Source organism: Candidatus Polarisedimenticolaceae bacterium (genome assembly GCA_036376135.1).
In the GTDB taxonomy this organism is placed as follows: domain Bacteria; phylum Acidobacteriota; class Polarisedimenticolia; order Polarisedimenticolales; family DASRJG01; genus DASVAW01.
In genome coordinates, this window is record DASVAW010000002.1 from 1 (window position 1) to 15,750 (window position 15,750).

Consider the following 15,750-nt stretch of genomic DNA (forward strand, 5'->3'; position numbering starts at 1 on the left):
AGGTAGAGCTCGTAGGCCTCGGCGTTGCTGCCGATCGGCGTCGTCAAACGATCGACCTGCGTTCCGGTCAACGCTCCGGAGAGCCGAGTGGCGGCGGCGAGGGCGATCCGGTTCTGAACCCGGAACAAGTCCCCGGCTGCCTCGTCGAAGTCGTCCGCCCAGACCTGGCGTCCCGTGCCGCCGTCGATCAACGTGATGGTCCCGCGGAGCCGCTCGGCGTCCGCCCGGAAGTGCCCGACGAGCAGCGCTTCGACGCCGAGCTCCGCGGCCACGCGAGACGGATCGTCGGCCGGGTCCCGAAACCGCCGCGAGGTCATCCACGGCGTGACCTCGACCCCCCCTACTTGCGTGAGCTTGCTGATGAGGCTCTGCGCGAGGCCTTCGCCGAGGTGTTCCGTCTCCGACTTCGCGGTACTGTCATTCCGGAGCGGAAGGACCGCGACCGAGCGGAAACGGACGTCCGACGACGCGGCGGTCGGTTCGGTGCCACGTTGCATCCAAGCCTGGATCGCCGCGGAGACCATGAGGACTCCGAGCCCGGCCACGGCGATCCAGAGGAAGCGAGACTTCGACGACGGCGCGGGCCGGGACGCCCGTGTCGACGAGGCGCGCATGGGAGCGGACGTGGGACGCGAGCCGGGAACGAGCGTGGCCGTCTCATCGCGCGATTCCGGGAGACTGCCGGTTCGGAGCAAATCGTCCAACTCGTCCGCGACGGCACCTAGGGACGGGTACCGGTCGGTCGGCGCTTTGGCGAGCATGCCCGAGAGGAGGCGGTCCAACACCGCAGGGATATCGGCCCTCCGCGAACTCGGGAGCTCCATGGGCTCGTTCACGACCCTCCAGAGCACGGTCCCGATCCGGTCCGCGTCGAAAGGGCGCGAACCGGTCAACATCTCGTAAACGACCACGCCGAGCGAGAACTGGTCGCTTCGAGGGTCGGCCTTCTCTCCCTGGATGACCTCGGGAGACATGTACGCGGCCGTCCCCACGACGGCGTCCGTTTGCGTGAGACTGACCCCGTCGTCGAGTGCCGCCAACCCGAAATCGACGACCACGACGCGACCGTCTCGAGAGAGCATCAGATTGCGAGCCGAGATGTCGCGGTGAGTGACGCCCCGACGGTGCGCGTGGTCGAGGGCCTGCGCAGCATCCCTCGCCAAGGTAACGGCTTCGCGGAGCGCCAGCGGTCCACGTTCGGCGAGACGCGCGGCCACCGTTCCACCCTCGATCAGCTGCATCGCCAGGTAGGGGCGGCCGTCTTGCTCGCCGAAGTCGTAGACGGTCCCGATTCCCGGGTGGTCGAGGCGGCTCGCGGAGCGGGCTTCTCGAAGGAACCTGCGCCTCGCGGTCTCGGAGTCCTCGAGCTCCGGCCGAAGGAACTTCAACGCGACCGAACGGCCGAGCAATGTGTCCTCGGCGCGCCACACGACCGCCATCCCTCCCTGGCCGAGGCGTTCGATCATCCGGTATCTGCCGAACGGGGTTCCGGGCACCGACGCGGGGGGCCGCTCGCCGGGTGGAGTCCCGGGCGGCGGCTCGTCCGCCCGCAGCAGGGCGTGGGCATCGACGATTTCGGCCACGGCGCGGAGACGCAACACATCCGCTCTCTCGTCCGGTTCCGGCGCCGAGGCGATCGCGAGGTCCCAGTCGATCGGCTTTCTGTCGGAGACCAGCGCGGCCAGTCGGACAAGCGAGTCTCTTTCTTCGCTCATGCCGCATTCCGCACCGGCGCGGTCTCGCGCTCGGCTCCGGGTCCCGAATTCCCCTCGCTCACGTCAAGGCCTCCGCCTGTCAGGGAGAATAACCCAGTCGGGGATGCCGCCTCGGCGGGAAACGGCGGTCCCGGCTGCCGATACGGCCGCGGAGACATGACCGAACGACGCCGACACGAGTATGATCCGGTCGATCGGGATCCCATGGGGAAGCGGACGGAGTTGGACGACACGGAGCCGGTTTCCAATCTCGAGTTGCTCCGACGGTCGGTCGCGGGAGACCGCGGAGCGACGGAGGAGCTGACCGCTCGGATCCGCCCGCACCTCAAGCGCTGGGCGAGCGGGCGGCTTCCGGGTTGGGCGCGGGACGGCGTCGACACCGACGACCTCGTACAGGACGCCCTCGCGCGTGCCGTCGCGGAGCCCGGCCGCCTCGAGGTCCGTCCCGACTTCCAGTCCTACCTACGGCAGACGATTCTCAACTCCATTCGGGACCACGTCCGCAGGGCGCATCGGCGTCCCCGCGCGGATGTGGACCCGGAGCTGCAATCGAGCTCCGAAGCGTCACCGCTCGAGGCCCTGATCGGCAAGGAGCGGATGACCCGGTTCGAGGCGGCTCTTCAAGGGCTCGATCCCGACGATCGCGAGGCCATCGTCTGCCGGGTCGAATTCGGCATGACATACAGGGACATCGCGCTCGCGCTCGGCCGGCCGACCGCGGATGCCGCACGCATGGCGGTGGCGAGGGCACTCGTGCGTCTTTCGCGACGGTTGGAGATCGACGCCTGATCGCTTGACAGCTTCCCGCCCCCTCCTTAGCCTCCGGCCATGCGCCGCTCCATCCTGCTCGTCGCCGCCCTCCAACTCCTCCTCCCGCCCGTCGCCGCCCAGGCGCCGGCGAAACCGTCGCTGGACATCAAGACGGTCTCCCTCGCCAACGGCCTCGAGATCTACGTCCTCGAGCGGCCGGCGTCGCCCACCTTCGCCGCTCTCTACCAGTTCGACGTCGGCGGCGCGGTGGACCCGAAGGGCAGGAGCGGGATCGCACACCTGCTCGAACACATGATGTTCAAGGGCACGCCGACGCTCGGCACGACGGACTTCGCGAAGGAGAAGCCCCTCCTCGACCGGATCAACGCGGCGTGGATGGAGCTTCAGGCCGAGACCGAGCGCGAGGACGATCCGTTCCGTCCCCCCGACAAGGAGAAGGTCGAGCGACTGCGCAAGGAGATCGACGCGCTCACGGCCGAGCAGAAGAAGCTCGTCGTCAAGAACGAGTTCGACCAGGTCATGACGCGCGCGGGCTCCGTCGGCATGAACGCGTCCACGTCGTGGGACCAGACCAACTACTACATGCAGCTCCCGGCGAATCGGCTCGAGTTGTGGTTCCGGATGGAGGCCGACCGGATCCTCAACCCCGTCTTCCGCGAGTTCTGGAGCGAGCGCGACGTCGTCCACGAGGAGCGGCGCCTGCGCACGGAGAACTCCCCGCAGGGAACCGCGAACGAGGCCTTGATGTCCCTGCTGTTCCCGGCCCACCCCTACGGGACGCCGGTGGTCGGCTGGCCGTCGGACGTCGCCAAGCTCACCCACGACGACGCGATGGCCTACTTCCGCACGTATTACTCGCCCACCAACTGCACGATGGTCCTCGTCGGCGACGTGAAGACGGCCGACGTCGAGCGGCTCGCCAAGAAGTACTTCGGTTCGTGGAAACGACAGACGATCCCGCCGAAGGTCGTGACCCGCGAGCCCGACCCGCGCGGCGAGCGCCGTCGCGTCGTCGAGTTCGACGCGGAGCCCTCCCTCCGGATGGCGTGGCCGACGGTCCGCGACGGCCACCCGGACAGCTACGCGCTCGAGGTGCTGGGCTCGGTTCTCGGGGGCCTCGACTCGTCGCGCCTCGACAAGACGATCGTCCAGAAAGAGCGTCTCGCCGCGTCGGTGGGAACCGGTCAGGCGAGCCTCGCGCACGGCGGCTGGTTCTCGCTCTCCTCGACGCCCAAGGGGGAGACCCCGATCGCGGACCTCGAGAAGGCGATCGACCGCGAGATCAAGCGGATCCAGGACGAACCTCCGGACGCGGCGGAGCTCGACCGGGCCAAGATCCAGGTCGAGGTGAGCCGTGCGACGTCCCTCAAGAGCAATCTCGGCCTCGCCTTCCAGATCGCCGACTCCGTGTCGCTCACCGGCGGCATCGGCTACATGGACGAATACGAGCGCCGCATCCGCGCCGTGACCGCGCAGGACGTGCAACGCGTCGCGAAGCAGTACCTCGCGGCGGGACGCCGCAGCGTCGTCGAGGTCCGCAAGACGCCGGGAGGGGCGAAGGCCGAGCGGGGCGCCGACACGGCGCACGCCCGCGGCGGAGAGCCCGCGCGACGCGGGGCGTCCCAGTCGAAGGGGTTCGCCGAGGCGATGACGATGCTGACCGGAGCGGCGCCGGTCACCCTCAAGCTCCCGGAGATCGGCAAGGACGTGGAGCGCGTCGTCCTCCCCTCGGGGGTCACGGTCTTCATCCGGGAGGACCATTCGGCGCCCACCGTCGAGATGGGGATGACGTGGCTGGGCGGCTCGAACGCGGTGCCGGTGGAGCGGCTCGCGCCGTATTCGCTCGCGACGCAGCTGCTGAACCAGGGCGGCACGGAGTCCCTCACCCCCGAGCAGCTCGACGAGCGCAAGGAAGACCTCGGGATGTCGTTCTCGCTCTTCGCCGGCTCGACGGAGTGCGGCGGCTCGTTCTTCTCCCTCTCGCGGAACTTCGACGACGCCTTCGGCCTCGCGATGGAGATGCTCCGGAAGCCGCGTTTCGATCCCGGACGGCTGGACACGATCCGGGGGCAGTTCATCGAGGGGATGAAGCGGCGTTGGGACTCGCCCGGCTCGGGCGCGGGGACGCTCCAGGGGTGGATCTTCAACGCGTCGCACCCGCGCCTGGGGTACGTGCCCTCCCGGGCCGAGATCGAGAAGGTGACGGCCGAGTCGGTCCGGGAGGTGTGGGAGAGGCACTTCGGACGCGACAACCTCTACGTCGCCGTCGTCGGGGACTTCGACAGGAAGGAGATGCTCGGGAAGATCGACCGGGCCTTCGCGGGCTGGCGCAGCGCTCCCGTGAAGGACCGCGTGTGGATCACGCGCGAGCCGGTCGTGAAGCCCGGGGCGTTCCTGGTGGAGAAGGAGATCCCCCAGCCGGCGATCCGCCTCGCCCACCAGATCCCCGTCGATCGCACGGCGCCCCTCGAGGACCACGCGGCGCTCGAGATCCTCAACGACATCCTCGGCGGGAGCGGCTTCCGGTCGCGCCTGATGGAGCGGCTGCGCTCCGACGAGGGGCTCACCTACGGCGTGTCGTCGTCGATCGGGCACCAGTCGCGGCCGGGGATCCCGGGCTCGTTCGGCGTCGGGTACCAGACCAAGGCACCCTCGGTCGCCCGATCGGTCTCGATCGTGCTCGAGGAGATCGACAAGATCGTGGCCAAGCCGGTCTCCGCGGAGGAGATCGCCGAGCAGATGGACGCGTGGCGCAACCGGTTCGTGTTCCGGTTCACGAACGACTTCTCGATCGTCAGCCGCCTGCTCGCCGCCGAGCTCGACGACCGGCCGTACACCTGGGACCGGACCTTCCTCGACGCCGTGCAGAAGGTGACGGTCGAGGACGTCTCCCGCGTGGCGAAGCGGTACCTCGCTCCCGCGAACCTCACGGTCGCGGTCTTCGGGTCGTTCCCCGAGGAGGACCGGAAGGCCCTCGGAGCGCGTTTCCCGCTGACCGTCCTCCCGAAGGAGACCGTCTTCACCGGCGGGTACGACGCGGCCCCCGCGCCTTCGCCTTCGAAGCCGTGATCGACGTCCCGGGGGGCCCCTCGATCCCGGAGGAGGAGATCGACTTCGCCGTCAGCCGGGCCGGGGGGCCCGGGGGCCAGCACGTGAACACCACGGCGACCCGCGTCGAGTTGCGCTTCGACGTCGCGGGATCGCCGAGCCTCGACCCCGCGCAGCGCGCGCGGATCCTCGATCGGCTGCGCACGCGGATCAGCCGCGAGGGGATCCTGCGGGTCGTCGCATCCAGGGAGCGCAGCCAGCGCGCCAACCGCGACGCGGCGATCGCCCGCTTCGTGGAGCTGCTGGCGGGGGCGCTCGCGCGGGAGGCGCCCCGCGTGCCGACGCGGGTCTCCCGGTCGGCGAAGGCGCGGCGCGTGGACGCGAAAAAGCGGGAGGGTGCGAAGAAACGGCTCCGCGCGTCCAAGGGCGAGGACTAGAGTCGGGGGCGGAGGCCCCATGACCATCCTCGACCGCCGCACCTTCCTGGCGGGGAGCGGGATCGCGCTCGCGACCGCAGCCGCCGCCCCCCGCACCTTCGCTTCCGTCGCGACGCAGCCGAACGCGTGGGCGGACGTCCGTGCCTCGTTCCGCCTGAGGCGCGACCTCATCCACCTCTCGTCCTTCTTCCTCGTGTCCCATCCGAAACCGGTCCGCGACGCCGTCGAGCGGTACCGCGACATGCTCGACGCCGACCCCTTCGAGACGGTCGAGCGGCATTGCTTCGGGAAGCCGGAGGAGAACCTCGCCCTGAGGGTGAAGCGCGCGGCGGCCTCGTACCTGGGTGGCCGTCCGGAGGAGGTGGCGCTCACCCAGAGCACGACGGCGGGGCTCGCGCTCGTCTACCTCGGTCTTCCGCTCGGCCCCGGGCAGGAGATCCTGACGACGACCCACGACCACTACGTCCACCACGAAGCCTCGAGGCTCGCGGCGGCGCGCGCGGGGGCGACGGTGCGCCGGGTCCCCCTCTTCGATCGATTCGAGGAGCTCCCCGCCGTCACCGAGCAGGCGATCGTCGCGCGGCTGCGGGAGGCGATCCGTCCGGCGACGCGCGTGCTGGGGATCACCTGGGTCCATTCGCAAAGCGGGCTCAAGCTCCCGCTCGCGGCGATCGCGGCGGCGGTTCGGGAGGTCAATGCCGGACGTCCCGAGCGCGAGCGCGTGCGCGTCGTCGTGGACGGCGTCCACGGCTTCGGCGTCGAGGACGTCGCGGTCGCGGGGACCGGCATCGACGTCTTCGTCTCCGGGACCCACAAGTGGATCTTCGGCCCCCGCGGAACGGGCCTCGTCTGGGCGCGGGCGGAGGTCTGGGCGGAGATGGCCCCGACCATTCCCACCTTCGACGGCCTGGCGCCGTACGAGGCATGGGAGAAGGGGGAGCCGCCCGCCGGGCCGCCGCGCGCCGACTGGTTCACCCCGGGCGGATTCCACGCGTTCGAGCACGCGTGGGCGGTCGAGGCGGCGTTCGCGTTTCACGCCTCGATCGGCAGGGCGCGGATCGCCGAGCGGATCCACGCGCTGAACGCGAGGATCAAGGACGGCCTCTCGCGCAACCGTCGGGTCAGGCTGTGGACGCCGAGGTCGCCGGACCTCTCCGCCGGCCTCGTCGGGTTCGACGTCGAGGGGATGGCGACCGGCGCGGTCGTCGAGGGGCTGCTGCGCAGGCGCGTCGTCGCCAGCGGCAGCCCCTATCCGCGATCGGTCGTGCGGCTGGCGGCCGGGATCATGAACACCGAGGAGGAGATCGACCTCGCGGTGAAAGCGGTCGCCGAGCTTTCCGCCTAGCGTCGCGGCCGGAACGACTTCATGGCGCCGACGACGTTGGAGTAGTCGTCGGTCCAGAGGTACCGGGCGCGCGTCGCGTCCAGCTCCTCCCGCGGGATCGACCACCACCGCGCGTCGCCGTCGAACGGGAACGGGGCGTCGGTCGACGCGGCGAGGACGGCCCACGTCGAGTCGTCCTTGGCCTCGACGACCGCGCCGAATCCCGTCGCCTCGTCCCATCGGACCGCGCCGCGCCGGCCGAGGGCGTGCGCGATCGCCTCGACCACCGGGGCGAGGTCGACGTACTGGTTGGACAGGTGGAACGCGATCAGCCCGTCGGGCTTGAGCTTGCGCAGGTAGATCGCGACCGCCTCCCTGGTGAGCAGGTGCGCCGGGATCGCGTCGCTCGAGAAGGCGTCGATGACGATGAGGTCGTAGGTCGCGTCGTCGGCCTCGGCGATCCTGAGCCGGCCGTCGCCCAGGACGAAGTCGAGCGTCGCCTTCGACTCCGAGACGAACGTGAACCACTCCGGGTTCCGCGCGATGCGCACCACCGCCGGATCGATGTCGTAGATCGTGAACGCGTCCCCGGGGGCCCCGTACGCGGCGAGGGAGCCGGCGCCCAGGCCGATCAGTCCCATGCGCACCGGGCGCCCGCGGGCGTGCAGGGTTTCGAAGACCTGGCCGATCGGCCCCGACGGGTGGAAGTAGGTCGTCGGCATGGCGCGACGCCTCACGTCGAGCGACTGCATCCCGTGGCGGGTCGGGCCGTGCAGGAGGACGCGGTAGGGGTTCGCGAAGATCAGCGAGCTCCCCTCGTCGATCTTGTAGGGCTTCCCCTCGAAGTCGAGCACGCGATGGACGCCGAAAAACGTCCGCTCCTGGTGGATCACGTCGACCGACTGCGCCGTCCGCGTCCACGCGAATCCGAGCAGGACGGCGAAGGCGAGGCCGAAACGCCGCGTCCACCCCAGGGTCGCGAGACAAAGCGTCGACGGGAGTCCGACGGCGAGCCACGTGCGCGCCAGGGGGGACAACCCTTCCGCCGCCTGCACGAACCGGCCGGTGCCGAGCAGCAGCAGCGCCAGGGCCGCGGGGACGGCGAGGTCGAGCGCGGTGCTCCGGCGCTCGGGCGCGCCCCAGGCCGGCCGGAGGAAACAGGCGGCGGCGAGCATCAGCGGGAACTCGAGGACGTCGTTGAAGACCACCGGCGCGACGAGCGCGTTGAAGGCGCCGCCGAGGACGCCGCCGAGGGCGATCACGAGGTAGTACTGGGTGAGGTGCGACGCGGCGGGCCGGGCGTCGGCGAGCCTGCCGTGGGCGACGAGCGCCGCGGCGACCATCGCGGCGAGCGCGAGGGTCAGCTCGACCAGACCGTCCGGCTCCACGCCCGGGAAGGTCACGGCGGCGACGGCGACCGCGAGCATCGCGAGCGCGACCCCGGAGGCCGGGACGAGCCACGAGGGCCGCCCCTTGGCGAACACGATCACGAACGTGAGCAGGTACAACGCGAGGGGGACGACCCACAGGAGCGGGACCGAGGCGATGTCGGTCGTCAGGTACTGCGTCGTGGCGAGCAGGAGGCTCGACGGGACGAACGCGTACACCAGCCAGCGCAGGCGGTCTCCCCACGACACCGGGGCGTCGTCGACGGCGTCGGCGGCGCGCGAAGGCGCGTGCCCCCTTCGCAGGACGAAGGCCCCGCAAGCCAGGACGAACAGGACGTACAGGCCGTATCCCGCCGTCCAGAACCCCGCCTGTCCGCGCAGGGTCAGCCACGGCTCGAGAACGAAGGGGTAGGCGAGCAGGCCCGCGAAGCTGCCGACGTTGCTCGCCGCGTAGAGGAAATAGGGATCGGCGGCGTCGCGGTGCCCGGTCCGCGAGAACCAGCGCTGGATCAGGGGGCCCGTCGTCGCGACCACGAAGAACGGGAGCCCGCACGTCCACGTCAGCGCGGAGAGGAGCCAGACGACCGGCGAGCCGCTCTCCGGCGGGGCGCTCAGGCCGCGCGCCCCGATCGGCAGGAAGAGGAAGGGGAGCAGCAGGACGGCGCCGTGGACCGCCACCTGCGCGCGGAGCGATCTCCTGGACCCGAGGGCGTGGGCGTAGGCGTAGCCGGCGAGCAGCCCCGCCTGGAAGAAGACCATGCACGTGTTCCATACGGAGGGGCTGCCGCCCAGCAGGGGCAGCAGCATCTTCGCCACCATCGGCTGGACGAGGAAGAGGAGGCCCGCGCCGGTCAGGATGGCCAGAAAGAACGTCGCGAGCATCGCGGGAGTTTATACGGCGTCCATAATGCGCCGTCGATGGCGGAGTCCTGTGCGGTCGCGATCGTCGGGGCGGGGGCCGCGGGGCTCGCGGCGGGCATCTTCGCCGCCGAGACGTCGCCGGGGTCGCGGACCGTCCTCCTCGACGGCGCACCCCGCCTCGGCGCCAAGATCCTCATCGCCGGCGGGGGACGGTGCAACGTCACGCACGAGGCCGTCCGCCCGGAGGACTTCCACGGTTCCCGGACCTTCGTGAAGCACGTGCTCGCCGCGTTCGACGCCGGTGCCGCGGCGAGGTGGTTCGAGTCGCTCGGCGTTCCCCTGAAGCGCGAGGCGACGGGGAAGCTCTTCCCGGCGAGCGATCGCGCGCGCGACGTGCTCGACGCTCTCGTGCGCCGGTGCGGCGAGCTGGGCGTCGAGATCCGGACCTCCTCGAAGGTCGCGTCGGTCGCGGTGGAGGACGACGGGTTCCGGATCGACGGGACCCTCCGGGCGCGGCGCGTGATCCTGGCGGCCGGGGGCCGCTCGGTCCCCGCGACTGGCAGCGACGGCTCCGGATACGCGCTCGCCCGCGCGCTCGGGCATACGGTGACGCCGACCTTTCCGGCGCTGGTCCCGCTCCTGCTCGCCGACGGGTTCTTCCACGCCTCGCTCTCGGGGGTGTCCCACGAGGTCGAGCTCACCGTGCGCGCGGAAGGGCGCGTCGCCGAGCGGCGGGTCGGGAGCCTGCTCTGGACGCATTTCGGGGTCAGCGGTCCCGTCGTCCTCGACGCGAGCCGCGCCTGGATCGAAACGCCCGGCGCGACGCTTCATGCGTCGATGTTCCCGGGCGAGCCCTTCGAGGGGGTGGAGCGCTGGCTCGTCGGCGAGCGGCGCACGCTCGCCAACGCCCTCGCCGACCGGCTCCCCGCGCGGGTCGCGGAGGCGCTGGCGCGGCACGTGCGGATCGATCCCGGCGAGCGCGCGGCGCGGCTGGCGCGGGAGGATCGGCGCCGGCTCGTGCACGCGCTGACCGCGCTCGAGCTCCCCGTCGTGGGCGACCGCGGCTGGAACCACGCCGAGGTGACCGCAGGCGGGGTGCCCCTCGCGGAGGTCGACTTCCGCACCCTGCGGTCGAAGGCGACTCCGGGGCTCCACCTCGCGGGGGAGATCCTCGACTGCGACGGCCGGATCGGCGGCTTCAACTTCCAGTGGGCGTGGGCGACCGGGCACCTCGCGGGGCGAGCGGCGGCGCGCGCGGGCGAGGATCGGCGTTGAGGCGGGCGCGAGCCGGGGCGCTGCTCCTCGCCGCGCTCGCGTGGCGGGGCGCGTCCGGGGAGGAGGTCGTCGAGCTTCGTCCCGAGCGGATCCCCCCCGACGGCGTGTTCCGGTGGTTCGCCGACTGGCGGCCGTCGTCCTCGCCGCGCTGGGCGCTCGCGCTCGGCGGGGGCGGCTCGTGGGGGATCGCGCACATCGGCGTGCTCGAGGCGCTCGAGGACGACGGGTTGCGTCCCGACGCCATCGCGGGGACCTCGATCGGCGCGATGGTGGGAGCGTTCGCCGCGGTCGGGGCGTCGCCGTACGAGATCGAGCGCTCCTTCATCGAGAACGACTGGAACACCGTCCTGACCCGGCAGGCGCGTCCGCGCGGCGCCTCTTCTCCCGACGACCCGCTCGCCTCCCAGGCGGCTCTCCTGAGGTTCGGCCGCCGCCGCGGCGGTTCGCCGCTCCTCTATCGCGGCCTGGTCTCCGACGCACCCCTGAACATCGAGCTCGTGCGCCACCTCTCCTGGGCGAGCGTGGCGGCCGGCGGCGACTTCGACCGGCTTCCGATCCGCTTTCGGGCGGTCACGACCGATCTCGTCTCGGGGGAGCGCTTCGCGCCGGCCTCGGGCACGCTCCCGGTGATCGTGCGCGCGAGCATCGGCCTGCCGCTGTTCCGCCCGGTGTCGTACGAGGGGCGACTGCTCGTGGACGGGGGCGCCCTCGAGAACGTGCCGGTGCGCGCGGCGCGCGAGGCCGGCGTCGACCGGGTCGTCGCCGTGCAGCTCACGATCGACGGACGCGACCTCGCCGCGGCTCCGGCCATCTCCTCGGTGACCGCGCAGATCGCCCGCAGCTACGACATCTCCGGTGCGGAACAGCGCCGCGCCCTGCTCGCGAGCGCCGACGCGAAGATCAACATCGCGGTCGGCGAGATCTCGTTCGTCGACTTCCACTCCAACGTCGCGACGACCGTGGAGATCGGGCGCGAGGCGTGGCAGGCCCATCGCGAGGAGGTCCTCGCGGCGCTCGAGCGCGACGCCCCCCGTTTCGCCGTGCGCGCGATCGAGGCGGGGGAGGGCGTCGAGTCGATCATGGCGGCGGAGATGGCGGTTCGACTCGGGATCGACGGATCCGCGCGCGCGGTTTCGGCGCTGCGCCTCGAGCTCGAGCTGATCCGCATCCTGAGGCGAGGCGGCTACGAGGACGGTCGGCTCCGCGTCCACCCGGACGGGCGGGTCGAGGTCGTCCTCGGCCGCGGCGCGGTCGTCCGGGAGCTGCGTCTCGACGTGCCTCCCGCCCTCGTGCCGGAGTTCGAAGGGATCCGGCTCGACCGGCTCCCGTCGCCGGTCCTGCCGCGAACCGTGATGGCGGCGGTGGACGCGGCATTGATCCGCGCCCGGGAGCGCGGCTTGTTCCTGTGCTCGCTGCGCGAGGTCCAGTGGGAGGCCGAAACCGGCGTCCTCCGCGTCGTCGTGGACGAGGGACGCCTCGTCCGTCTCGACGCGGTCTCGGCGGCGTCGGGGGAGCTCGTCGAGTCGGAGCCCCCGGACGGCCTGGAAGGGGCCGCGACGTTGCGAAGGCTCGAGGATCTCTTCGTCGAGCTCGATCACCGTCGCGAAGCGGAGTCGGTCCGCACCCTGTCGGTCGCGCGCGAGGGGGAGGGGTACGGCGTGACGCTCCACGTCGAGGAGCCGCCCGCGTGGGAGGCCACGCTCCAGCCCGGATTGAGCGACGCCCTGGGGCCGACGGTATTCGCGCGCTTCTCGCTGCCTTCGCTTGCCGGGTGGGCGCACTGGGACATGGACGCGAGGGTCGCGGCGTGGCGCCTGGGCCAGCAGCTCGCGATCGAGGTGACCCCGCCCAGCCGCTGGCTCGTGGCGCGCGGGGTCGTCGCGCGGACGCGGCTGCCGGACTACGGCCCGAGCGGCGAGCTTCGCGGGTCCCGCGGCTTCGGGCTCCAGGCCGGGGCGTTCGGCGTCCGGACGCGGCAGGGGCGCTGGGGAACCCCGGAGGCGCTCCTCGCGGTGCGGACCGTGGAGGACGACGCGTTCCTCCAGCCCGCCGGCGTGGGCACGGGGCGGGATCCCTCGGAGGACCCGGACGAGCCGAGCATCGACTACGCCGTCGATCTCGCGTGGAGCGGCGATCGCCGCGACGATCCAGCCCGGCCGACCGCGGGCATCGCCTGGGAGCTGTTCACGACGCTTCCGTTCGCGGGGGAGCGGCGCGCGGCGGTCGCGACCGCGAACCTCGCGCTGCACCTCCCGTTCGGGAGCGCGCGACGGGTCTGGGCGGCGTTGCAGCTGCACGGCGCCGAGGCGCAGGACGACCGGCCGCTTCCCCTCGACCGGTGGAGCGACGTCGGAAGCTGGAGCGACGCTCCGGGCATGCTCCCCGCGCGCGGCCTGTCCCCCGACATCCGGCGCGGGACCGTCGCGCTGCGCGTGCGCGTCGCCGAGTTCGCGGGGACGTCGTTCGTCGCGGGGGCGAGCGCCGCGTCCTGGGAGATGGGGGAGGTGCGCGCGGACGAGACACTCGACCGCAGGGGACACGGCGTCGCGATCTTCACCGAGGTTTCCTACGGCCGGTACGGCCCCTTCGTCCTGGGATTCGCCCGCGGCTCGGAGGACTCGAACACCGTCTACCTGCTCGCGCGACCGTTCACGGTCCCGTGGCCGGGACCGAGGATCCGGCTGCCGGGGCGGTGAGGCGCCGCGGGACTCCCCCCCATGCGCCTTGCCCAAAGTCAACGCCCGCGCGGCACATGTTTCTTGTGATCGTCGCCGCACTCCGGTACTCCTTTGCGCAACGGGGATGCCCGATTCCGGGCACACCGCGCCGGGGCAGGCGACGACCCGGCGACCGGGTATCTCGTCGCCACGTCGAGGGGGCTTGAGAATCATGCGCAGGTCGTTCGCCAGGGAAAGCCTCGTGCTCCTGGTCACGGCGACGGCCCTGCTCGCGATGCCGGAAGCATCCGCGCAGCAGGTGCCCCTGCCCGGGACCAACATTCAGAAATGGGTCGATCCGATGCCGGTCTTCCCGGCGCGCGTGGACGCCACCCAACCTCTCGAGGTCCGCATGGCGGAGGTGCAGCAACGCGTCCTCCCCGCCGCGATCTACGAGAACCTCCCCGCGCCCTTCGGCGCGGGCACGTTCGTCTGGGGATACGGCTTCACGGAGCTCGGCCCGGACGGTCGCTCGTTCCCGGTCTACTACCCCGGCTTCACCGTGGTCGCAAAGCGCGGCACGCCGACCACGATGACGTTCCTCAACGACCTCGTGAACCCGTTCCTGCAGTCGTACCCCGGCGGCGGCGGAGCGCCGATCTTCGCGGTCGACGCCACGCTGAACTGGGCCGATCCCCTCGATCAGGGGGCGAGCTTCTCCCCCTACGACGGCCCGGTCCCCGTCTGCGTGCACCTGCACGGCGGCGAGGTTCCCTCCGCGTTCGACGGAGGCCCCGACGCATGGTTCACGCCGAACACTCCCGGGAACCAGCCGATCACCGGCCCCGGCTACGTGACGAACGTCTACACGTATCCGAACGGCCAGGAGGCGGCGACGATCTGGATGCACGACCACGCTCTGGGGATCACGCGCCTGACTCCGCACATGGGGATGGCGGCGTTCTACTTCCTCCAGGATCCCGTCAACGACCCGCAGAATCTCCCGACGGGCAAGTACGACCAGGAGATCGTGATCCAGGATCGTCTGTTCGACACGAACGGGCAGCTGATCTTCCCCGCCGTCGGCGACAACCCGGACGTCCACCCGTTCTGGCTCCCCGAGTTCTACGGGGACACGATCCTCGTGAACGGGAAGAGCTGGCCGTACTTCGACGTCGAGCCGCGCCGCTACCGCCTGCGTCTGCTCAACGGCTCGAACGCCCGCTTCTACAACCTCGCTTTCGACAACCCGCGCGTGAAGGTCTGGCAGATCGGAACCGACGGCGGCTACCTCGACGCCCCGGTCCCGCTGAAGACCCTGCTGCTCGCCCCCGGCGAGCGCGCCGAGCTCATCGTCGATTTCCGCCGCGCCAAGCGCGAGACCACGCTCCTCACGAACAACGCGAAGTCGCCGTACCCGGTCGGCGCTCCCGCCGACCCGCGCACCGTCGGCCAGATCCTCCAGTTCCGGATCTCCGACGGGACCGACGTCGTGGATCACAGCTGCGATCCCGGGGCCGGCGAATGCGTGCTGCGGCCGAACAACCGGATCGTCCGGTTGAACCCCGATCCCGCGCAGGTTCCCACGCGCCGCCTGACCCTCAACGAGGAGCAGGGAGCGAACGGCCCGCTGACCCTCTTCATGAACAACACCGAGCTGGGCGACCTCGGCGTCGAGGGGACGCTCGACGAGAAGCCCCGCGTCGGATCGACGGAGATCTGGGAGATCGTGAACATCTCCGCCGACAGCCATCCGATCCACACCCACCTCGTCGACTTCCAGGTGCTCAGTCGCCAGGCGCTGCAGTCCTCGAAGTACGTCTCCGCCTACGATGCGTCGTTCCCCGGCGGGTTGTGGAAGGGCGTGAACTATCCCCCGGGCGTTCTGATGCCGGGCTTCGGCCCGCCGCTCGCCTACGGCAACTGCCTGCCGGGCACCGTCTGCGGGGGCAACCCCGATCCCGGACCGTACCTCCAGGGGATGCCGATGGGGCCGTACCCGTACGAGCAAGGGTGGAAGGACACCGTCCAGTCCAACCCCGGCGAAGTGCTTCGCATCGCGGTCCGCTGGGCGCCCACGAACACGCCGAGCGCCGCGGCGCAGCCCGGCGTGAACCTCTATCCCTTCGACCCCACCGCGAAGCTCGGCGTCCTCGACGACGGCTTCGGATACCCGGGAGGGCCGGGGTACGTCTGGCACTGCCACATCATCGACCACGAGGACAACGAGATGATGCGGCGCTACGAGGTGACCCCCTAGTCTCCTCGGGACGA

At 71.3% G+C, this 15,750-nt stretch carries 9 protein-coding genes; 7 read left to right on the plus strand and 2 right to left on the minus strand.

The window, feature by feature from the left end:
- Positions 1-1,715 (minus strand): serine/threonine-protein kinase (locus VF139_00175; protein ID HEX6849790.1); only part of this gene is annotated, 1,715 nt, incomplete at its 3' end.
- Positions 1,716-1,970: 255 nt separating this feature from the next.
- Between VF139_00175 and VF139_00180 the strand changes: the two genes are divergently transcribed.
- From VF139_00180 to VF139_00195, 4 genes are read left to right on the plus strand one after another with little or no spacing between them, the layout of a single operon-like run.
- Positions 1,971-2,504: a sigma-70 family RNA polymerase sigma factor gene (locus tag VF139_00180; protein HEX6849791.1), complete on the plus strand. Its 534-nt coding sequence runs from the start codon at positions 1,971-1,973 to the stop codon at positions 2,502-2,504.
- Positions 2,505-2,543: 39 nt separating this feature from the next.
- Entirely contained in the window at positions 2,544-5,555 is a 3,012-nt protein-coding gene (locus tag VF139_00185; protein ID HEX6849792.1) for a pitrilysin family protein, read from the plus strand.
- Positions 5,552-5,971: an alternative ribosome rescue aminoacyl-tRNA hydrolase ArfB gene (gene arfB, locus VF139_00190; protein ID HEX6849793.1), complete on the plus strand. Its 420-nt coding sequence runs from the start codon at positions 5,552-5,554 to the stop codon at positions 5,969-5,971. Before VF139_00185 ends, arfB begins: the two co-directional genes overlap by 4 nt.
- A gap of 19 nt (positions 5,972-5,990) precedes the next feature.
- The gene (locus tag VF139_00195; protein HEX6849794.1) at positions 5,991-7,316 is read left to right on the plus strand and encodes an aminotransferase class V-fold PLP-dependent enzyme; all 1,326 of its coding nucleotides are present in this window, start codon (positions 5,991-5,993) and stop codon (positions 7,314-7,316) included.
- On the opposite strand, the gene VF139_00200 is transcribed toward VF139_00195, so the two are convergent.
- Positions 7,313-9,565, minus strand: coding sequence for a fused MFS/spermidine synthase (locus tag VF139_00200; GenBank protein ID HEX6849795.1), 2,253 nt, complete (start codon positions 9,563-9,565; stop codon positions 7,313-7,315). The genes VF139_00195 and VF139_00200 overlap by 4 nt on opposite strands.
- Before the next feature lie 36 nt (positions 9,566-9,601).
- Here VF139_00200 and VF139_00205 point away from each other — a divergent pair, with 36 nt between their 5' ends.
- From VF139_00205 to VF139_00215, 3 genes are all read left to right on the plus strand, one after another.
- On the plus strand, positions 9,602-10,819 hold the full coding sequence (locus tag VF139_00205; protein ID HEX6849796.1) for an NAD(P)/FAD-dependent oxidoreductase: 1,218 nt from the start codon (positions 9,602-9,604) through the stop codon (positions 10,817-10,819).
- Positions 10,816-13,515, plus strand: a complete 2,700-nt coding sequence (locus VF139_00210) for a patatin-like phospholipase family protein (GenBank protein ID HEX6849797.1) — start codon at positions 10,816-10,818, stop codon at positions 13,513-13,515. Before VF139_00205 ends, VF139_00210 begins: the two co-directional genes overlap by 4 nt.
- 193 nt (positions 13,516-13,708) lie before the next feature.
- A complete protein-coding gene (locus VF139_00215; protein HEX6849798.1) occupies positions 13,709-15,736 on the plus strand; it encodes a multicopper oxidase domain-containing protein in 2,028 nt (675 codons plus the stop codon).
- The last annotated feature ends 14 nt before the right edge of the window (positions 15,737-15,750 follow it).